General features: G+C 39.6%; 17 protein-coding genes and 2 pseudogenes. 6 read left to right on the forward strand and 13 right to left on the reverse strand.

Annotation, left to right across the window (positions count from 1 at the left end):
• Positions 1-42: 42 nt before the first annotated feature.
• Positions 43-669, reverse strand: coding sequence for a TraX family protein (locus AC1TO9_RS11405; RefSeq protein ID WP_482059216.1), 627 nt, complete (start codon positions 667-669; stop codon positions 43-45).
• Positions 670-809: 140 nt separating this feature from the next.
• Between AC1TO9_RS11405 and AC1TO9_RS11410 the strand changes: the two genes are divergently transcribed.
• The 4 genes and pseudogenes from AC1TO9_RS11410 to AC1TO9_RS11425 all read left to right on the forward strand — a co-directional run bounded on the left by AC1TO9_RS11410 (position 810) and on the right by AC1TO9_RS11425 (position 4,633).
• Entirely contained in the window at positions 810-1,988 is a 1,179-nt protein-coding gene (locus AC1TO9_RS11410) for a MalY/PatB family protein (protein ID WP_482059217.1), read from the forward strand.
• 229 nt (positions 1,989-2,217) lie between these two features.
• A pseudogene (locus tag AC1TO9_RS11415) lies at positions 2,218-2,523 on the forward strand (lactate/malate family dehydrogenase); the annotation flags it as partial.
• A gap of 88 nt (positions 2,524-2,611) precedes the next feature.
• Positions 2,612-3,313 (forward strand): hypothetical protein, encoded by a 702-nt coding sequence (locus tag AC1TO9_RS11420; RefSeq protein WP_482055514.1) that lies wholly within the window; start codon positions 2,612-2,614, stop codon positions 3,311-3,313.
• 72 nt (positions 3,314-3,385) lie between these two features.
• Positions 3,386-4,633 carry a polysaccharide deacetylase family protein gene (locus AC1TO9_RS11425; protein ID WP_482055513.1) on the forward strand — a complete coding sequence of 416 codons (1,248 nt, stop codon included), beginning with the start codon at positions 3,386-3,388 and terminating at the stop codon, positions 4,631-4,633.
• A 138-nt stretch (positions 4,634-4,771) separates the two neighbouring features.
• On the opposite strand, the gene AC1TO9_RS11430 is transcribed toward AC1TO9_RS11425, so the two are convergent.
• Both AC1TO9_RS11430 and AC1TO9_RS11435 read right to left on the reverse strand, forming a co-directional pair.
• Positions 4,772-5,272 (reverse strand): CYTH domain-containing protein, encoded by a 501-nt coding sequence (locus tag AC1TO9_RS11430; RefSeq protein ID WP_482055672.1) that lies wholly within the window; start codon positions 5,270-5,272, stop codon positions 4,772-4,774.
• Positions 5,273-5,296: 24 nt separating this feature from the next.
• Positions 5,297-6,253 (reverse strand): 3'-5' exoribonuclease YhaM family protein, encoded by a 957-nt coding sequence (locus AC1TO9_RS11435; protein WP_482055512.1) that lies wholly within the window; start codon positions 6,251-6,253, stop codon positions 5,297-5,299.
• Between the two features lie 372 nt (positions 6,254-6,625).
• On the opposite strand from AC1TO9_RS11435, the gene AC1TO9_RS11440 reads away from it, so the two are divergent.
• Positions 6,626-8,062, forward strand: coding sequence for a SpoVR family protein (locus tag AC1TO9_RS11440; RefSeq protein WP_482059218.1), 1,437 nt, complete (start codon positions 6,626-6,628; stop codon positions 8,060-8,062).
• A 62-nt stretch (positions 8,063-8,124) separates the two neighbouring features.
• Here the strand turns inward: AC1TO9_RS11440 and AC1TO9_RS11445 are convergent, their stop codons facing one another.
• Entirely contained in the window at positions 8,125-9,132 is a 1,008-nt protein-coding gene (locus AC1TO9_RS11445) for a LacI family DNA-binding transcriptional regulator (protein ID WP_482055510.1), read from the reverse strand.
• Between the two features lie 197 nt (positions 9,133-9,329).
• Positions 9,330-11,225: a PrkA family serine protein kinase gene (locus tag AC1TO9_RS11450; protein WP_482059219.1), complete on the reverse strand. Its 1,896-nt coding sequence runs from the start codon at positions 11,223-11,225 to the stop codon at positions 9,330-9,332.
• A 183-nt stretch (positions 11,226-11,408) separates the two neighbouring features.
• Here AC1TO9_RS11450 and AC1TO9_RS11455 point away from each other — a divergent pair, with 183 nt between their 5' ends.
• Positions 11,409-12,176 carry a DUF2161 domain-containing phosphodiesterase gene (locus AC1TO9_RS11455; RefSeq protein WP_482055508.1) on the forward strand — a complete coding sequence of 256 codons (768 nt, stop codon included), beginning with the start codon at positions 11,409-11,411 and terminating at the stop codon, positions 12,174-12,176.
• On the opposite strand, the gene AC1TO9_RS11460 is transcribed toward AC1TO9_RS11455, so the two are convergent.
• The 8 genes and pseudogenes from AC1TO9_RS11460 to AC1TO9_RS11495 all read right to left on the reverse strand — a co-directional run bounded on the left by AC1TO9_RS11460 (position 12,173) and on the right by AC1TO9_RS11495 (position 20,790).
• Positions 12,173-13,402, reverse strand: a complete 1,230-nt coding sequence (locus AC1TO9_RS11460; protein WP_482059220.1) for an aminotransferase-like domain-containing protein — start codon at positions 13,400-13,402, stop codon at positions 12,173-12,175. The two genes, AC1TO9_RS11455 and AC1TO9_RS11460, sit on opposite strands and share 4 nt — an antisense overlap.
• 488 nt (positions 13,403-13,890) lie before the next feature.
• Positions 13,891-14,142 carry an AbrB/MazE/SpoVT family DNA-binding domain-containing protein gene (locus AC1TO9_RS11465; protein ID WP_482055506.1) on the reverse strand — a complete coding sequence of 84 codons (252 nt, stop codon included), beginning with the start codon at positions 14,140-14,142 and terminating at the stop codon, positions 13,891-13,893.
• 149 nt (positions 14,143-14,291) lie between these two features.
• Complete coding sequence (gene trmL / locus AC1TO9_RS11470; protein WP_482055505.1) at positions 14,292-14,756, reverse strand: tRNA (uridine(34)/cytosine(34)/5-carboxymethylaminomethyluridine(34)-2'-O)-methyltransferase TrmL; 465 nt, start codon at positions 14,754-14,756, stop codon at positions 14,292-14,294.
• 122 nt (positions 14,757-14,878) lie between these two features.
• Entirely contained in the window at positions 14,879-15,967 is a 1,089-nt protein-coding gene (serC, locus tag AC1TO9_RS11475) for a 3-phosphoserine/phosphohydroxythreonine transaminase (RefSeq protein WP_482059221.1), read from the reverse strand.
• A 268-nt stretch (positions 15,968-16,235) separates the two neighbouring features.
• A complete protein-coding gene (aroF, locus tag AC1TO9_RS11480) occupies positions 16,236-17,294 on the reverse strand; it encodes a 3-deoxy-7-phosphoheptulonate synthase (RefSeq protein ID WP_482059222.1) in 1,059 nt (352 codons plus the stop codon).
• Positions 17,295-17,579: 285 nt separating this feature from the next.
• A pseudogene (locus tag AC1TO9_RS11485) lies at positions 17,580-17,681 on the reverse strand (transposase zinc-binding domain-containing protein); the annotation flags it as partial.
• A 644-nt stretch (positions 17,682-18,325) separates the two neighbouring features.
• Positions 18,326-19,282: a 4-hydroxy-3-methylbut-2-enyl diphosphate reductase gene (locus AC1TO9_RS11490; RefSeq protein WP_482059223.1), complete on the reverse strand. Its 957-nt coding sequence runs from the start codon at positions 19,280-19,282 to the stop codon at positions 18,326-18,328.
• A gap of 44 nt (positions 19,283-19,326) precedes the next feature.
• Positions 19,327-20,790 (reverse strand): sensor histidine kinase, encoded by a 1,464-nt coding sequence (locus AC1TO9_RS11495; RefSeq protein ID WP_482059224.1) that lies wholly within the window; start codon positions 20,788-20,790, stop codon positions 19,327-19,329.

Here is a 20,790-nt window from a genome sequence, read left to right on the forward strand (position 1 = left end):
TGTCCCATAAGTCATTATAAATGGCTAGGGACACCCTCTTAATCACATGATAGTTTTTTGAACAACCACTAAAATACAAAGATGAAGAGGATAAAATGATCTCCATATCCATTTGGGCACTCGCATCGATTCTAGCCTATTCCAAAGCTGTGAACCATAAACCATAATTATCGTCGGAACAATACTAAGCATTTGTAATATCCAGTTATTCGAGAACAAAAACAGTAAGTTAAGTAGCAAATGTGCACCAACTAACTGATGAGAAGAACAATATCTAAATAATAATACTAGCAGAAGTCCATAGGCTCCATAATCAAATGGAAATGCCTCCATCACCATTCCAAATAAAAGAATAATCCCTGCTGACAGCATCTTGGAAGAAATTCTATCTATTATATTCATGACTATGACTGCTACTACTAAAGTCCCCACGACATTCATACCATTGGGGTCTAATGCTAGTTGATACGGTATTTGTGACACCAACGCTATAATAAACAATCGGATCATATACTTTGACTTATTCGATGTGTGCAAATGTCCTTGTACTAGTGCATATGCATAAATCGGGAAGGACACCCTTCCAATTATTCTCCAAAGCATCTCATTAGGAAAGAATACATACCCAATATGATCTATGAGCATCGTTAACATCGCAATCCATTGCATTACAAGATCTCCTTTTAGTTAAGTTGCTTCTTATTAGTATATATCACTTTCCTTTAGTATAATGACTGTTATCAAGGAGAGCGTATTGGGTCAAACTTATACTATCTTCTATTCTAGATTAACCTTAGGGGGACAACAACATGGATTTCAACCAACTTACACAACGTAATCATACCGCATCATTAAAATGGGATGGAATCGAGAGTATCTTCGGGGTAAAAGACGCCTTACCTATGTGGGTAGCGGATATGGATTTCATGGCACCTCCATCTGTCCTTGAAGCTTTGCAGAAGAGAATAGCTCATGGCATATTTGGATACTCGCTCCAGACTGATTCCTATTTCCAAGCCATTATCGACTGGATGAAACGACGTCACCAATGGGATATCGAAAAGGATTGGATCGTTTATACTCCTGGTGTCGTACCCGCACTAAGCTTGATCGTGCAAGCCTTCACAGATCCCGGCGATAAAGTCATCATTCAGACACCCGTGTATCCACCTTTTTATCAAGTCGTAGAGAACCATGGAAGAGAGCTTATAGAAAATCCACTCCATTTAGTAGATGGTGAATACACGATGGATCTAGCTCAGCTAGAGGCACAGATCGATGATCGAGTGAAGATGTTAATTTTATGTAGTCCACATAATCCAGTAGGTCGCGTCTGGACAAAGGAAGAGCTTGTACCTTTAGCAGAGCTATGTGCACGTCGGAATATTCTTGTTATTTCGGATGAGATCCATGCCGACCTTCTCTTCGATAAAGGATCACACACTCCTTATGCTCTTCTCTCAGAGGAGGCAAGGAATCAGTCCATTATTTGCACGGCACCTAGTAAATCTTTTAATATTGCAGGACTTCATACTTCGAATATGATCATTCCTAATCCAGATATTCGAAGTAAATTGGTAGAAGCACTTCAAAAGTATGCGTTAGGTTCGATTAGTCCATTCGGCTTAGTTGCAACAGAAGCAGCTTACAATGATGGAGAAGAATGGCTTGATGAATGTTTGTTATATATCCAGGGTAATATGGAATATGTAATACATTATATCAAGGAACACATGCCTGAACTACAAGTTACGATGCCAGAAGCCACCTATTTACTCTGGATTGACTTCCGTAAGCTTGGAATGTCATCTGAAGAACTCTCTTCTTTCATGCTGAACAACGCAAGAATTGCATGTAATAACGGGGTGGCATTTGGGCGGACTGCAGAAGGCTTTATACGGATGAATATGGGATGTCAGCGCGAAATCGCAGTAGAAGCAATGCAACGATTAGACAAGGCGATACAATATTGGCGAAATAACAAATAACATCATTATTCCATAACCATCTATTCCACCGAATTAATGGTGATTAGATGGTTATTTGTAGTAGCTATAGTTTAAATTAACGGTGACTATAGTACAATTAAGCTTAGTGTGACAAACTTAGACAATCTATCATATAAAAGTTTGCTGAAATTTGTTACAATAAAGTAAAATATGTGACATTCCAAGGGGTGAAGTAATTGTAATAGATCCAACTCATAAACCAAGTCGAATGGTGATTGTTGGTACTGGCGCAGTAGGAACTACTACTGCATATACATCACTGTAAAGACATCGTATGACAGAACTAGTATTAATTGACGTAAATCACGAAAAAGCTTTGGGCGAATCACTTGATATGAACCATGGTCTTCCTTGCGTTGGCGGCATTAAACTATGGGCTGGGGGTTATGAAGATTGTACGGATGCTGATATTATTATTGTTACCGCTGGGGCATCACAGAAACCTGGGGAGACACGCATTGATCTTTTCAATCGTAATGTCACTATATTCAAAGATGTTATTCAGCAAATAGTCTAGGTGCATTTATTGCTATTCAACTAAAATCATACGCTCTATATACCGATATCATATAATAGAATCGTTTCAATGGGAGATGAATATTGTGACTAACAAATCCAATTCCAGTACTAAAACACGGGGATGGTTGAAAAATGTTTTAACTGCTCGCTCTGAATCCGGAAATGAGCTTATTTCCTCACAAGAGGTTTCCGAAGGAGAACTCATTGGAACTGATGTCGATTCTTCCAAACTCGACTTTTCATTTCTGGATCAAGACAAAACAGCTCTCGATCTTGTTGTTGCTGTTGAGAACCTTCTGAATGACCGACAATTATCCCATTTCAAAAGTAAAGATACGGAAGACCAGTTGTCAAGTGCTAATGAATCAATTAACCGACTTAAGAATGATTTGAACAAGAAAGAACACATGATTCTTGAGAAGGAGAAAGAGTTTAGAATACTTGAGGATAAATTGACAAACAAACAAATGAGCTATGATCAACTTCTAGAGGATTATAAAGACTATCAAAGCTCCTCAAATACAGGGATCGAGAACTTGAAATATCAACTAGAGAAGGAAAAAAGTAAATACTCTCTAATAAATGAAGAGTTTGCAAAACATCAGTATGATAGCATGCAGAAGATAAAAGAACTAGAAGAAACAATACGAGATTCAGAAGCTGAGAATGCGCAAATTTCAAGCCAATTCCAAAAGGTTATGGAAGAAAAGACACAATTACTACAGACTGTCACCGATTTTACCGAACGCATGTCTTTTTCATTTTCACCCCCTTCAGAAAAATAAATACTAATCTCTGCATACAAGGAGGGCAAGCTTATCCACACTCACACTGAGAAATGGCTGGAGCTCCTATACGTGGATAAAGGATCCAGTACTAATTACATCCATATCAAGTTTACCTTTGAGCGAACCTTCTTACTGCAATGGGAGATTGATTCATATACTGCAGATCATATTATGGCTATAACCGAAGCTGCTGATAATATCAAATACAGGCTTTCTTTACAAAGTTATTATAATGCATCACACAACCATTATTACAGCTACATAACTACATATGATCATGAGAATAGTAATAAAACAATGTTCCCATGTTCTCAAGCTTATGCAGCGAAGATCTCTTCATTGAGAGTTATTGAAAGTCCGAACCAATTAAACTCAGCGGTTCCTAATTTAGATCAACAAGATGTCTCAGAATTTAATAAAGAACCTAGTGGGATAAATGGATTGCGTCCTTTGATGGTTAGCAGATTAAAACCAATCTTATCTCGGACATTAGTTATGACGATGATTTTAACTATGCTATCTTTCATCTACCTTCCCAGTTATTCATATATAAGTGAAAAAGTATTCGCAAAGTTCATTACAGTAGCTCCTGATTTAGCAGAACCTACCTATCTGGAACCTGCAGCGACGCTTGAGATGAAAGAATCGGTTTATTCTAATCCTACTACTGTAGCATCAGTGTCATTAGCTACAGTAACGAAACCTACCGAGGAAAACGAACTACCTGAGAAACACGCAGTGACACTGGACAACTTCGTTAGTTTTAGTGTACCTGTTGGATATGTTGCCATTACCTTCGATGACGGACCTTCCATTTACACCAAGGATATCGTCAACATATTGAACAAATATAATGTTGGTGGAACATTCTTTTTTGTGGGAACACAAGTTCAGAAATTCCCCGAATCGGTTAAGTATGTTCATGACCATGGTTTTTCGATTGGAAATCATTCCATGACGCATTCTAACCTATCTAATCTATCTGCGGAGAAGCAACTTTCTGAGCTTGAGCGAACCAATCAATTGATACAGGATATCACTTCCAAGCCTGTACTTCTGTTCAGACCACCTTATGGCTCGCGAGATGATAAACTCTCCGAGTTAATAGCAAAGAAGAACATGAGGATGGTATTATGGAACAACGATCCTGAAGATTGGAATAATGACAGTCCGCAACAAACACTTAATTATATCTCCCAAACTAGATCTACAGGAGCCATCATACTCTTACATGAATCCAAAGCAACATTAGACATTCTACCCATGATCATAGAGTATTTACAAAAGGAGCAACTTAAGATTTCGAGTGTATTCTAATTTTGGGGATATTTATGAATACGTTAGAAACACAAAAGACTGCGATCTTTCTCCGCAGTCTTTTGTGTTATTGTATGCCCTACAAATAGCATAATAATGTCAATTGCTATTAAGGCAACGTAATCTTTATTCACTCGGCTATTTGACTTCCTCTTGAAGATCTCTCCACACTTTCTTATTGCTATACTGCTTCTCCGAACTAATATCTTTACCGAACCAGTCTGGTTCTACGAAAGATTCTGCTGCCTTGATAGACTCGAATTCAACCTCGACTACAGTCATGTTGATTTGATCATAGCAATCAATTTCAACGAGAGTATCTTCCCATTCTGCTGTTATACGGTTCTTCGTAAGGGGCACTGCCTTGAAGGCTTGTACAATCTGCGCATATATCTCTTCAGTGATGGAGTATTCAATTTCCTCACGAACGAGACCATTCCCGCTCTTAAATGTATGTGTAAACTCAACCTCTTCAGTGATCAGATCCATAATTCTTCGAACTCTCAATTCCTGCGTAGCATCCAGCGCCAGATAGGTCTGTTCAATCCGTTGCTCTGAGCGTACGCGAAGTGTTCCTTCCTTAACCAGTGCTTCAGGAAATTCAGGTAAGAGAAATTTTCGTTCTATTTCTAATGACATCATGTTCAGCTCCTATTAAACGACCTACGACTTCATACGATAGATTGCCTTGTTCTCCAATCCACGAATAAAAGGGGTCCATTCTTCCGTCTGTGGTGTTGTATCTAGCGCATCTTCTACCATTTGCAACTTAGCATCCATCGCATCTATGAAGTGAAGGGCTACAGCTTCAGCCATTTGTGGTTGAACAGGGCTACCCCATTCTCCTAAGTTATGATGAGATAAAACCATATGTTGTAAACAGATCATTTTCTCGGAATGTTGATCAATCTCACTTCGAATAGCTGCTTCCGTAATCCAGTTCGATGCCATTGAGATATGACCAAGAAGCTTCCCTTGAACACTGTATTCCTTCACGATGCCTAGTTCAGCTGTCATCTCTTCTGTTTTGGCTATGTCATGAAGTATAATACCTGCCTTGATCAGATCCGCATTGAGAAAAGGTCTCTGCTTGCAAATAAAGTCTCCTAGTTCCAACATCCGTACAATATGGTAAGCCAGACCAGCGTAAAAAGCATGATGGTGCATTTTGGCGGCGGGATAATGCATTAATTTCCCTTCAACTTTAGTAACACAGTAATTCACGATCGTTCTCATCTCAGTATCATTGATACTTTCTATTGCCTGCTTAATCGTAAATAAGAGATCCACCGGAAGAACAGGTGCAGCACGAATAAAATCGGTAATCGAAATACCATCTTCGTCTGTTACCTTCCGTATCTTCATTATTTTCACTTGCAACCTTTCTCGATACACATGAGCGACTCCCTGAACTTTAACTAGGTCCATAGGAAAAAATGTCTCTTTCTCCATTGGTTTAACATCCCAATACTTTGCCGAAAGCTGACCACTGGCATCTCCAAGCACGATATCGAAATAATCCTTCGGTGGAGTCCCATTCGTTTGCTTCACTTCTAATTCTTTCAATAAGTAGTATCCAGTAAACTCTTCTTGATTCGTTAACGTATTAATTAATGTCATGAGTTATCCTCCAGCATAAAATAGAAACACTATATAGCGTGTTCAAAAAGTCAGTTTTTCAGCACCGAGAAGATTGAATGAAGATAGGGAGTGAGGAGCGGAGCGTAGGCAGTACCTACGTGAGCACCGGAAGGACCGGCTGAATTCAATATTCGATGTCGAATACGCTCCTCGCTATACTTCGTGATCAAAAGGTGACTTTTTGAACTTCCTCTATATAGCTATTATATCGTTATTTGTGATCATTAGACATCCTTCTTTCTTGTAGTTAGGAATAGAATGCCCATAATCCATTGAATATCTCGTTGTTTCCCCTCATAGACATAGAAGGTATCTAAATTTCTCCTTCCAGAAAGGGGGGAAGAACTTCACATGCATCAAGATGAAATAACCGTATTAGAACGTGCCATTGCAGAAATCACTGAGATTGCTACTGGGTTCGGACTCGACTTTTATCCTATGAGATACGAAATATGCCCTGCTGAAATTATTTATACTTTTGGCGCCTACGGGATGCCGATCCGGTTCTCCCACTGGTCTTTCGGTAAAACATTCCACAAGATGAAAACTCAGTACGATTTTGGTTTATCTAAAATTTATGAGCTTGTCATCAATTCTAATCCCTGCTATGCATTCCTGCTCGATGGAAATTCATTAATTCAGAACAAACTAATTGTGGCACATGTCCTTGCTCACTGTGACTTTTTCAAGAATAATGCACGTTTTCGCAAAACAAACCCCGCTATGGTCGATAGTATGTCAGCCACAGCGGAACGAATTAGCCAGTATGAGATAAAATATGGCAGTCAAGTCGTTGAGGAATTTCTTGATGCCGTCTTAGCTATTCAGGAGCATGTAGATCCAGAATTAGTTCGGCCTTACCGTCAGAATCGATACGATCTAAATAGTGATGGTAAGAAAGATTCCTACAATAAAGAGCCCGCTCAACAAGTAACTGGGTTTGAGGATTTATGGGATCTTGATAATGAACATAAGCATGATCAAACACCCGAGGACAAAACGACTGTATTCCCACCTCATCCGGAGAAGGATATCATTTGGTTCATCCAAGAGTACTCTTCTCATTTGGAACCTTGGCAACGTGATATCCTTACGATGCTACGAGATGAGATGCTATACTTTTGGCCGCAAATGGAAACTAAAATTATGAATGAGGGTTGGGCCAGCTATTGGCATCAAAGAATTCTACGCGAATTAGACCTAACATCAGAGGAAACCATCGAGTATGCTAAGCTCAATTCTTCCGTTGTACAGCCTTCCAAGAATAGCTTGAATCCCTACTACTTAGGATTAAAAATATTTGAGGATATTGAGAAACGCTGGGATTCGCCTTCGAACTTAAATCCGCATCAACCCTCTAGAAAACCCGGTCAAGGTCGAGCCAAAATCTTCGAGGTACGAGAGCTAGATTCTGACACCTCCTTTATTCGCAATTATATGACAAAAGATCTAGTCAATGATCTAGACTTATATGTATTTGAGAAAAAGGGCGTTGAGTGGAAAATAACCGACAAAACATGGGAGAACATTCGAGATCAGCTTGTCTACTCCCGCGTGAATGGCGGTTTCCCTTACCTAGTTGTTCAAAATGGGAATTATATGGACAATGGCGAACTCTATATCAAACACATGTATGAAGGTGTTGAGTTGGATTTAAAGTATGTCGATCGAACGCTACCTTATGTTCATAAGCTTTGGGGTAGAACTATTCATGTAGAAACGATCATGGAGGAAAAGACGGTGTTGTTTAGTTATGACGGATCTAAGAGTATCCGAAGATTTATGTAAATAAATAATAAGGAACACTATAAGTCACCTATAAGCCTAGGTATCCTTATAGTGTTCCTTATTTACGGTTCCCTTACTATTCCAGTAGACTGCCTTATAACCAAACTAGACGGCTCAGTAAGAATAGGTGGCGGTGTATCCGATTTCTCAATCATCTTAATCAGATTCTCTATCGCTCTTATCCCAATGCTATGCGTATTCTGATTAATGGTAGTAAGCGCCGGTTTAAACACTTGGGCGTAATATGTATTATCAAATCCTATAACTGAAATATCATCTGGAACAGACAACCCTTGCTCTTCGATTTCGTGGATCGCGCCAAAAGCTGCCATATCAGAAGTGCATATGATACCTGTCGGAGGCACCGGCAAAGAGAGTAACTTCCTCATTGAGAGACTTCCCCCATCAAATGAATAATCACATAATTCAAAATAAGATGGATTATAAGGGATATTTAATACATCTAATCGTTGTTTATATCCACCATATCTACTATCTGACATCACATGACCCAATACGCCAGATATATATGCAATTCTCTGATGCCCCAAATCATATAAGTGTTGAACTGCTATTTCAACTGCCTTTTCATTATCCGTAGTAATGTATCCCGCGCGCTTCCCCATCAATGCTGTATCCACGAACATAGTTGGAATTTCTGATTGAATCAGTTGTTCCAAATTTGGATTATCATATTCTACTCCAAATACAACAACCCCGTCTAAATTACGACTCTGACAATGATCTATAAAAGAATAATTAGGGTCATCAAGTCGGGTCGAAAGACGCATAAGATCATATCCGCTATGCTCTAAAGCAGTCTTAATTCCTTCTAACAATTCGGCCACATAGGGATTCGTAAATGGAATATTAATCAAGACACCTACGGTCCAAGAACGCCCTGTGACTAATGCTCGCGCAACTACATTTGGTTGATACTTCAATAATTCAATAGCTAACTTAACCTTTTTTCTTGTTTTATCGCTGACATCTGTATAATTGTTAATTACTTTGGATACGGTTGCAATCGAAACGCCTGCTTCCTTTGCAACATCATGAATAGAAGTCACTACTAACTCAACCTACTCTCTGTCATATCTGAACAACATGTCATTTATCAATCATTATAACTTAAAACGTTCTGAAACGGTATGACTTTACAAATCAAGTAGAACTTATACTTTCTTGTGTTTATAAAAACCCTGTAATCTCCATTGAAGAGAATACAGGGTAGAAGTACAAACTTTTGTTAACATCTTTCGTTTAACTATCGATTCAATAAGCTTCCCACATATTTCAGCAACTCATTTGCACATATTGGGCAATAACCATGATCTTCAATAAGGCGTCTGCTTACCTCATTCATTCGTTTTAACTGATTTCCATCTGGGGTCTTTGTTGAAGTCGTAATCTTCACAATATCCTTCAGATCCACAAATAACTTCTTCTCAATCGCTTCCCGAAGCCGATCATGATGATTGTATTCGAACTTCCTACCTTTGCGTGAGTACGCAGAGATCCTGATCAGAATTTCTTCCCGAAATGCCTTTTTTGCATTTTCTGACACACCAATCTGCTCTTCTATAGAACGCATCAGTCTTTCATCCGGATCCATTTCCTCATCCGTAAGCGGATCGCGTATTTTAGACCAATTGCAGAAAGCTTCAATATTATCAAGGTAGTTCTCAAATAATGTTTTGGCAGACTCTTCAAAAGAATAGACGAATGCCTTTTGTATTTCCTTTTTCGCCAATTCATCATACTCTTTACGGGCTATAGCAATAAAATTAAGGTATCGTTCGCGTTCCTCTTTCGTTATAGAGGCATGCTGATCTAACCCATCTTTGATTGCTCGTAGTACATCCAGTGCATTAATGCAATGGAGATCCTGCTTGATGAGAGCACTTGATATCCGATTGATCACATAACGCGGATCTACTCCAGACATTCCTTCGTCCAAAAATTCACTCTGCATCTCTCTTAAGTCCGCTTCCTTATACCCCTCCACTTCCTGCCCATCGTACATCCGCATTTTTTTGACGAGGTCCATCCCTTGTTTCTTGGTCTCCTTCAGACGAGTCAGAATCGAGAAGATTGCAGCAGCGCGTAATGCATGTGGTGCGATGTGTATATGTTTCATATCACTTTGATCAATTAATTTAGCATATATTTTCTCTTCATCAGATACCTTCAAATTATACGGTATAGGCATGACGATCATACGTGATTGTAAAGCTTCATTCTTTTTATTAGAGATAAATGTTTTATACTCAGATTCATTTGTATGGGCAATAATCATTTCATCCGCCGATATTAACGCGAATCTCCCTGCTTTGAAATTCCCCTCTTGAGTCAACGATAATAAATTCCACAGAAACTTTTCATCACATTTGAGCATTTCTTGGAATTCCATTATCCCGCGATTCGCCTTATTCAACTCTCCATCGAAACGATACGCTCGTGGATCAGATTCTGACCCAAACTCTGTAATTGTGGAGAAGTCTATGCTACCCGTAAGATCAGCTATATCTTGCGATTTAGGATCCGAAGGACTGAACGTTCCAATCCCCACACGTCCCTCTTCAGAAATTAACACTCTCTTTACTCGCACTTTCTCAATATCACCATCATATTCCGTGTTAAGCCTCATTTGGCAAGAAGGGCACAAACTCCCTTCAATTCTCACGCCTAGTTCCTTTTCTACTTCAGGACGTAATTCCAATGGAATTAAATGTAGTGGTTCTTCATGCATGGGGCAACCGTCAATGGCATACACAGCGCCCTGAGATGACTTTGAGAATTTCTCCATTCCACGTTTTAAAAGTGTTACCAAGGTTGACTTCCCACCGCTTACAGGTCCCATAAGCAATAGTATCCGCTTACGGACATCTAGGCGTCTTGCTGATGAATGGAAATATTCCTCCACTAGCTTCTCAACAGCACTATCTAATCCAAAAATCTCTTGTTCAAAGAACTTATACCGCTTATGCCCATTAACCACTTCAACCCCATAAGATCGGATCATTTCGTACACACGAGCGTGTGCAGTCATGGCCGGAGTCGGATCTTTACGCAGTAATTCAATATATTCTTTACATGTGCCACTCCACTCCAACTGATCACTTTCTGCCCTATACGCTGCCACACGTTCAAAAATATCCATGATTGGTACCTCCTATAACTATGTTGTGAACTCCTATCTCGATTGAAAAGTGTATTACATACCTATGCTAGAAAGTCGGTTTAGTTGACCTATTTTTTTGATATATGGAGTTTGTCTTTTGGGAGATGGTATAATGGATCATTATTAATAAACGATTGAAATACATTCGAGGAGTGCATCCGTATGGCTGTGAAATACGAAACTGAACTGTATGAACCTTTGAAGCAGTTCTTTGAGCAACAAGGGTATATCATTAAAGGGGAAGTTCGCCTTTGTGATCTGGTCGGAGTGAAGGATGAGTTAGCAGATCCATTAATTGTGGAAATGAAGAAGACATTCAATCTCTCGCTGTTACTGCAAGGAATGGAACGCCTCAAAATGAGCTCTAACGTATATTTAGCTGTTGAACGTAGTCGAACCAAGCGCGGGGCTGTAAACCAACGTTGGGGGGAGCTATCGGCGCTTTGTCGACGTTTAGGACTCGGATTAATTACAATAACATTTTACAAAACGAAGAAACCATTTGTTGAGATACTCACCCAACCTACGGATCAGGTCAAACCGCTACCGAGAAGTAAACGACGTCAATCACGTTTAGTAGATGAGTTTCATGAACGAAGCGGTGATTATAATATAGGTGGAAGTAATCGTACTAAGTTGATCACTTCGTACCGAGAAAGAGCTCTGCGTATCGCTCTACCGTTACGACATGCTGATTCTAGTGGGTTGTCCCCAGCTTCATTGCGCGAGATGACAGGCATTGGTACCGCCTCCTCAATCCTGCAGAAAAACTATTATGGCTGGTTTGAGCGTGTATCTCGCGGTCGCTATGTTCTCACTCCATTAGGAATCTCTGATTTGATTAAGTATCAAAACGTGTTAGAAGTATCTGCATCACTTCACACATTGTCTACACCGGTAGAATACCGCATGGACACAGAAAATGACTAGCTTCTAGCAGTAAATTCATTCACTGCCTCACTTAATAGATTCATACCAAGTAACAATTCATCTCGTCTTGGATGAGTGAAATTAAGACGAATGACATCCATTCCCATAGTCTTGTCCGTATAGCAATGCGTCCCGATACAGAATGATACGCCTTTACTAATAGAACACTTCAATAATGTTTCACTTCGCATGCCCTCGGGCAATTGAATCCATAGAAACATTCCACCAGAAGGTAGGTTGTATTTACACTTCCTCCAGGTAGGGCGCTTTAGTAACTCCGTCATCAATCTTAGACGTGTACTATATTCACGCCTCAGTAAAGTAATATGTTCATGCCAATTAAAAGTTGTTGATGTAAGCATTTGGTACAGCAGTCGTTGGTTCAAGTTATAGCATTGCTGATCCAACCACTGTTTAGCTACCCCCATCATATCAATCAACTTGCTAGGACCAGCTGCAAAGCCAGTGCAAAGACCTGGTGCCACCGTTTTACTGAACGATCCTATATAAAGCACTTGTCCACCTTTTCCGTGATCGTCCAGTGCACTTAAGGACGGATACCGTCTGCTGAATGGTTCATTCTCCTTATTCTCTTCGAAATACAAATCACCATAAGAATCATCTTCCACAATGAATACCCCATGGGCTCGACATAAATCTAATACCTGCTTGCGCCGTTCCAAGCTCCATAGAGCTCCTGTCGGATTGGTGAAATTGGGAGTTACAAATAAAAGCTTCGGATGATGCCTCTCAATTAACTCAGCTAAACGTTGAATGAGCACCCCCTCCCGATCCCCCTCAACCGGAATAATATTTGCTCCTTGCATTCTTAGAATTTGTAAGCTAATGGGTGACGTTGGATTCTCAATAAGTACATTATCTCCTATATCTACGTATACCCGCATCAACAAATCCAGCGCTTGTTCACTACCTGTTATCATTAGGATTTGGTTCATATCCAAGTCCAGCTGTTTATGTTGTTTCCACTCTGACTGGAGCCATTCACGAAGAGGTGTATACCCTTCTACATTACCATATTGAAGAGCCTGCGGAAGACTTAAGAGGACATCCGTTGTAGCAGAATACAAGGATGTCAGAGGAAATATATCTGAAGTTGGCCATTCATCTGCTAGTGATATAAATGAGCTCTGCTGGGGATGCGATCTAATATTGTTGAATGGGGCCGACATTATCCATTCCATACGAGAAGAAAAAGAATATTTCATGTACGTCCTCCTTTGCATTTTGCTGAAAAGCTGACTTTTTGAACTCGCACTAATAGGTATTCCTACGCAGACAAAATTATGACTATTCATCATAAATACTAATGTTCACCTATACTGTCATCACTTTGTCTAAAATGATATGATGGAGACATTGCCACGTTCATACCCCATTTTTTTCATGAAATAAAATTTTAGTGAAACTACCATTTATTTTTATACGATGTCTGGGTATAATACAGATAGCAATGTATTTGTACAGGAGGTGTCCATGATGTCATTTTCATTAACTTTTTGGATTGTTACATTAGTACTCGTTCTATTCATGACTGGCATCCTCACATCATCTTATAACGAGGATAAAACTAAAGGCCTATAAGCTAGTAAGTACTATCAGGATTCCTCACTTCGAGGAATCCTCTTTTTTTCATTGAGCAACTACCACAAAAAAAAGCATTGCGACAATGTCGCAATGCTTTCTGTTACTTATACTAGGCCTTTATTAATTGCATCATATCTGACTGACACTGTTCACAAATAAAACGTTCTTTAAATAAGCTGACTTCTGCTACCGAACTACAGAACACACATTTCGGACGATATCTTTCCAAAATAATGTGATCTCCCTGAACCAAGATCTCTACTGGGTCTCCTTCATTCATCTGATATCTCTTTCTCAGTGATTTAGGTAGAACGATTCTTCCCAGTTGATCCACTTTACGAACCACACCGGCAGGTTTCATATTGGTACTACACTCTCCTATCAATAATTAATTATAAAACACTCAAAAAAATAGGTCTAAAGAAACAAATCATACTTTCACAGCAAAATAAATAGGTAATACCTAATAGTTCGATATAATTACGTCGAATCCTGCTTCACTCGACAAAATTATTGTAAATTCGCGAAATCTAGCTGCCTTAATGCCTCATAAACGACAATTGCTGCAGAATTAGACAAGTTTAATGATCTAACCAGATCACCCATTGGCAACCTTATGCATGTATCTAGATTCGCTGAAAGTAATTGTTGTGGAAGTCCCTTTGTCTCTTTTCCAAATACAAAAAAGTCACCATCCTGATATTCAAAGTCACTATATCTCATCGTCGCCTTGGTTGATGCATAGAAGAAGCGACTTCCTGCATATTTCTCTTGAACCTCTGCAAAAGAATCGTGATGCTCAATATGAACAGCATGCCAATAGTCCAGACCCGCTCTCTTCAATGCTGAATCATCAGTATTGAATCCCAACGGGTGAACCAAATGTAAATGAGCACCTGTCGCAGCACATGTTCTTGATATATTCCCTGTATTAGCCGGTATTTCTGGCTCTACGAGCACAATATGTAATGCCATGATGATATCCCCCACCTCTTCGATTTATTGTTATTATACCCCTGTTTGTTCCACAGCAAAAGCCCTCCACCATTGGCGAAGGGCAAAGATTACATCTTAATCAATAGAACTATCGACTTCGATTACCCGTTACTTTTTTGAAAATGTATCATGAAGTCCGTTAATGCTTTACAGTTCTCGTAAGGAACAGCATTATAGATCGAGGCGCGCAATCCACCCACACTACGATGTCCTTTGAGTCCTACGAAGCCTTCCTTTTCTGATTCTTTAATGAACTGCGTCTCCAACTCCTCAGAAGTCAGACGGAATGTAACGTTCATAATGGAACGGCTTCCTGGTTCAACAGGACCGCGATAGAATCCTCCGCTGTTATCTATTGTATCATAGATTAACTGTGCTTTCTTCCGATTAATCTTCTCCATTCCTGCCAATGAACCTTGCTCTTCGATCCATTTCAGAACTTCATTAACCATATAAACAGAGAAAGCAGGCGGCGTGTTATAAAGTGAGTTATTCGACTGATGTGTACTGTACCGCAACATCGTTGGAATATCCTTCGGTGAGTTAGAGATCATTTCTTCCCGAGCAATAACAACTGTTACACCTGATGGTCCTAGGTTCTTCTGAGCACCTGCATAAATAAGTCCGAATTGATTCAAGTCTAATTGACGACTAAGAATATCACTCGACATATCGGCAATTAACGGAATATCTCCTGTATCTGGGAATACTTGATATTGTGTACCTTCAATTGTTTCATTAGAAGTCACATGCAGATAAGCTGTCTGATTAGACAATTGAATCCCACTCAGATCAGGAATAGACATGAATTTATTAGCCTCTGATGAAGCTACTATTTGTGTCTCACCAATCAATTTCGCTTCTTTGATTGCTTTATCTGCCCAACTTCCAGTGTGTACATAACTAGCAACCTTGCCTTTAGGAAGCAAATTCATAGGCAACATAGCAAACTGAGTACTAGCTCCACCTTGCAAGAATAGAACTTTATATCCTTTCCCACCACCGAGTAATGACAACAGACGACTCTCTGCTTCATTATGCACTTCTTCGTACACTTTACCCCGATGAGACATCTCCATAATTGACATGCCTGTATTTCTAAAATCTACAAATTCAGCTTGTGCACGTTCAAGAACTTCAAGCGGTAACGCAGCAGGTCCTGCATTAAAATTATAGGCTCTCTTACTCATCAGTACTCCCACCCTTTCTCTATCTTCTATTATAATAACGTTATGATAGCAGTATTCTAACACCTCAGCAAGTATATTCCCCATGTTCTAACATATACTGGGACATTTAATTTTTTTATTGGTTCATTTGCTTATATTTATTGGAATGATGAATGAAATACTTGTAATCCAATAGGATCAACGTATCCATCAAAAGACCCAGTAAGTTCGGTTCATTAAACCGGACTTACTGGGTAGATGAAGCCAAAGAGTAATATAAATATATTAATTATGCTCTTGTAGAGAAAAACTCAGCAGGTGCTTTCTCTGTATTGAATGATCTTCCTACCAAAGGTGCTAGTTTCTCTAAATCTTTAAGTAACGCTGCAAATTGATCTGGGAATAGTGACTGTACGCCATCGCCTGTCATCGAATTATCGGGATCGGTATGCATCTCAACAATCAGTCCGTTTGCACCCGCAGCAATGGATGCCTTCGACATTGGCTCTACCAATTCACGTCGTCCAGTACCATGGCTTGGATCCGAAATGACTGGAAGGTGACTCAATTGTTGTAATACTGGTATCGCAGTTAAATCAAGTGTATTTCGTGTATAGGATTCGAATGTTCTAATCCCACGTTCACAGAGCATAACATCGGGATTTCCTCCAGCAAGAATATACTCTGCAGCATTTAGCAATTCGTCATACGTTGCACTGAAACCACGTTTAAGAAGAACGGGTTTACCACAAGTTCCTAACTTACGAAGTAAGTCGAAGTTCTGCATATTACGGGTTCCGATCTGTAATATATCGGCATATTCAGCGCAAACATCCACATATTCAGGTGTCATCACTTCAGTAATTGTTAACAAACCATGTTTCTTCCCTGCTTCTTGCATCATAATAAGACCTTCTACTCCAACACCTTGAAAACTATATGGTCCTGTACGTGGTTTAAAGGCTCCACCTCTTAGCACCTGGCCTCCAGCAGCTTTGACTAATGCAGCTATTTCATCAATTTGTTCAGCGGATTCTACGGCACATGGTCCACCCATAATAACGATTTCTTTCCCGCCAATCTTCACACCATTAATATCAATAATGGTATCTTCCGGATGGAAATCACGACTAGCTAATTTGTACGACTTAGAAATTTTGACTACGTTCTCTACACCTGTCATCTGGCGTAAATGCTCAGCAAGTTTAGGATCAACACTACCAATTAGACCAATCACAGTACGGTCTGCTCCTTGGGATACATGTGCCTGTAGCCCCTCTTTCTCAATGACCCTCACGATTTCCTGAATTTGTTCATTTGGTGTTACGTTTGACATAATAACGATCATAATGTTCATCATCCTTTCCTTATTTAAAGGCAACAGAATTAATCCACTGCTTAGATAGTGATTACTTTTTATTTATTCGCTTAATAATTCAATCCACATCTCACTTAGACGCTTAAACGCTTTTAAGCTTTTAAGCGCTAAAGTAAATATACATCAACTCCCCCTTCGCCGTCAAGGTGAAAGACGAAACATCTACTGTCTTCTATTATTTAAGAAAAGCCGATCTAAAGATCGACTTCTTACAATACGATATCAATAATGCGGATAATCGGTACGTAGAAGTTTAACTATTCGATGTTTAACTTGAATGACATCTTCTAGCAACATACGGCTCCATTCTTCCGTTTCGTCGCAAGAGCATGTTGTGCAGAAGCGGCCTTTGCATCGCTGGCAGGTATGTGTTGCAACACTAATAATCACCTTTCACCTCTATCCATTAGCACTGTAGAGTAAAGGACTGAGGTTACCGTGCCTCAGCCCCCTTTCTCAATCGCCTATTACTACTGATAGTAACTGTGTTATTCACAGAGCTTCAGTCATTGGATTTCGCCAATAGCTGTCTTCTAGCTTCGCTATGCATCCAGCTGCATTGTATACATCTAAATTCTGCCTTTGTCATCTTCAGCCAATTTTAATTGCAAAACTGCATCTAAATTACTGAAAGTTCTACTTTTCAGCGTTATTTCCACTTCTAAGTGTATTTTTACAACTAATACTCACTTCCCCTAATTTTTCTGCTAATTAAATGTACTCTATGCATCTATTCTAGCCTCACTTTCACTACCTTCATGCGCGAAGCTTTGTTCATCACTCTAACATCCTCATTCTATGCCCATTTCACTGAATGACATCCATAATTTAAGAGTTTTATGGAATTTGGTGGGTGTCGTATCACTTTAAAGCACCTGTTTCAGCGAAAATATAAGGAATAGAGTAGAGTATCAAGTGCAGCTGATTTTTTTATAATTAAAATAGGAGTTATCCTAAAAGGCTTTCTTGGCCTTTAGAATAACTCCTTCATTCATCATCATTTAAGTGGTAGCTTCACTCTTCGCTTTAACAGTGGGTAGCAATTTTTTCATATTAACTGTTCGCTTAATTTCCCATGTATCCTGATTATTGGGGTCATACTGCTCCAAATAGGCTATAACTTCCTTCGTAATCGGTGTCGGTGTCGATGCACCCGATGTGACCGCAACCTTCGCGATTCCTTCAAGCCATTCCCGCTTAACTTCTGTCACATCACTTACTCGATATGCTTTAACATTAGCAATTTCCTCAGACACTTGTGCAAGACGATTGGAATTATTACTCTTCGGATCTCCTACTACGATAAGAAGATCTGCTTGCCCAGCTTGTTCTACCACAGCTTCCTGACGCACTTGTGTCGCGAAACAGATTTCATTATGAACTTCAGCAGTAGGGAATTTTTCTAACAACTTCTTCATAATATGTTTAATATCCCATTGGCTCATCGTCGTCTGATTCGTAATCACAATACGTGTCGTATTTATTTGAAGATCTTCAATCTCTTCTTCTTTTTCAATAAGATGTACATGCTCAGGCGCAATACCAATGGCACCCTCTGGCTCAGGATGACCATCCTTGCCAATATAAATCACTTCAAATCCATCCTTAACCTTTTCCTCGATAAGAACATGCGTCCTTGTGACATCAGGACAAGTAGCATCAACTGTTGTTAATCCTTTGTCTCTAGCAATCTTACGCACTTCTGGAGACACACCATGAGCAGTAAATATAACAGTCCCACTCTCTACCTTATCTAGTATATCAAGACGGTTCGTACCATCTAGTGTTATAATGCCATCATCTTCAAACGAATTCGTGACATGGCTATTATGAACAATCATGCCCAATATATATATAGGACGGGGAAGATCTAAGTTCTGAGCTGCTTTGCGAGCAAGAACCATGGCATCAACAACGCCATAACAATAACCTCTTGGAGAAATTCTAAGTACTTCCATATCAATAACCTCTTTTCATAGGCTTACCTTTTATCCATTATACCTCATTCCAAAGGGACATTAAAGATCATCGGCAACCAGATGATGAACGTGCTCCCCTCATGAAGTTTCGTAACCACTTCAACGGAGCCATCCATTTCATCTATTATCCACTTCGCAATCGATAATCCTAGTCCAATCCCTTCTGTTATACCTCGAGATTGATCAGCACGATAGAACCGTTCAAATATAAGCGGAACATCTTCCTTATTCATCCCAATCCCTGTATCTGCTATTCGGATCCCAATTTGTCCTTGATAACGAAATGCATCCAGAGATACTTGCCCTTCGGGAGTATACTTAAATGCATTCTCAATGAAAATGAACAGCACCTGTTGTAAATAATCTTTGTTCCCAAGCACATAAATTCCATTTAATGTGGATAAATTTCCTATTATCCATTTTGCCTGATGAGGAAGAAATTGCGCACGCCGTGCAACTTCCTCAACTAATGGCTCAAGGGGTACTGGTGATTTCTCAAATGTCTGTCCTGTATCTGCGCGTGCTAATGACAGCATATCGCTCACAAGTTGGCTCATTCGTTTAGCTTCATCGGCAATATCACTAAGCGCTTCGTTAGACATCAATCGTAATGTCCCTTCATCCATATTAGGACGATCGCCAAACTCCTCATCCCACACCTTTTGGAGTAAGTCAACATTCCCTCGGATCGTCGTAAGTGGTGTTCTTAGTTCATGTGAAGCATCCGAGACGAATCTCCGCTGTGCTGCATAAGCATCTTCTAACTCCTTATAGAATCCATTCATACGACTAAGCATATTATTGACAGTTCCAATTAGCTGACCAATTTCATCCTGAGGACCATTGTACTCAATCCGTAAGCTAAGATCTGCACCTTTCTGAATTTGATTGGCAGCCTCAATCACTTTACCTATAGGACGAATAGATTTATGTGCAAGAAATAATCCTAAGCTCGAAGCAATAATGATCATGATCGCCGAGCCCATAACGAGTATGTTCTGAAGGCCATTTAATAGGTTCTGTTCAGATCCTGTATAAGCAGCGATCTGGAGAAGAGCAATGACAGTCCCTCCTTCAGCAATAATAGGCTCCTGATATACGAAGAATGGTTTACCTTCAATTTGGACATGACTTATACTTTTCATGATTTTTTCTGGATCGACTGACGGAATAGGAATCTCTATCCCTAGTCCCTTCAAGTTTTGATCTGCTATATTTACTCCTGTATAATAATCGTGTATCTGTGCAAAGATCTGATTTTCTTGAATGGTACTTGGCTCTTTAAACCTGATATCAAATGTTCCTTTATTCCAATCTACTCTAATAGATGGATATGGATCAATGCGTAGACGCTGCTGTTGAATACGTTTCTCCACTTCATTGTATGTATCGAAGTAGATAACACCATAGATGGCAGAGCCGAATATGATCAGCGTCACCGCTAAAATCGCCGAATACCATGCAGTAAGTCTAAATCTAATAGACAT

Source organism: Paenibacillus sp. Y916 (genome assembly GCF_056786435.1).

Bases quoted from the DNA above. Each gene is read 5' to 3' on its own strand.
- AC1TO9_RS11410 (WP_482059217.1), top strand. From the start codon at position 810: ATGGATTTCAACCAACTTACACAACGTAATCATACCGCATCATTAAAA.
- AC1TO9_RS11490 (WP_482059223.1), bottom strand. From the start codon at position 19,282: ATGGAAGTACTTAGAATTTCTCCAAGAGGTTATTGTTATGGCGTTGTT.
- serC (WP_482059221.1), bottom strand. From the start codon at position 15,967: ATGAGTAAGAGAGCCTATAATTTTAATGCAGGACCTGCTGCGTTACCG.
- AC1TO9_RS11435 (WP_482055512.1), bottom strand. From the start codon at position 6,253: ATGACATTAATTAATACGTTAACGAATCAAGAAGAGTTTACTGGATAC.
- trmL (WP_482055505.1), bottom strand. From the start codon at position 14,756: ATGGCATTACATATTGTGCTCGTAGAGCCAGAAATACCGGCTAATACA.
- AC1TO9_RS11455 (WP_482055508.1), top strand. From the start codon at position 11,409: ATGGCTGTGAAATACGAAACTGAACTGTATGAACCTTTGAAGCAGTTC.
- AC1TO9_RS11495 (WP_482059224.1), bottom strand. From the start codon at position 20,790: ATGTCTATTAGATTTAGACTTACTGCATGGTATTCGGCGATTTTAGCG.
- AC1TO9_RS11405 (WP_482059216.1), bottom strand. From the start codon at position 669: ATGCAATGGATTGCGATGTTAACGATGCTCATAGATCATATTGGGTAT.
- AC1TO9_RS11450 (WP_482059219.1), bottom strand. From the start codon at position 11,225: ATGGATATTTTTGAACGTGTGGCAGCGTATAGGGCAGAAAGTGATCAG.
- AC1TO9_RS11430 (WP_482055672.1), bottom strand. From the start codon at position 5,272: ATGTCATTAGAAATAGAACGAAAATTTCTCTTACCTGAATTTCCTGAA.
- AC1TO9_RS11465 (WP_482055506.1), bottom strand. From the start codon at position 14,142: ATGAAACCTGCCGGTGTGGTTCGTAAAGTGGATCAACTGGGAAGAATC.
- AC1TO9_RS11460 (WP_482059220.1), bottom strand. From the start codon at position 13,402: ATGAAATATTCTTTTTCTTCTCGTATGGAATGGATAATGTCGGCCCCA.
- AC1TO9_RS11440 (WP_482059218.1), top strand. From the start codon at position 6,626: ATGCATCAAGATGAAATAACCGTATTAGAACGTGCCATTGCAGAAATC.
- aroF (WP_482059222.1), bottom strand. From the start codon at position 17,294: ATGATCGTTATTATGTCAAACGTAACACCAAATGAACAAATTCAGGAA.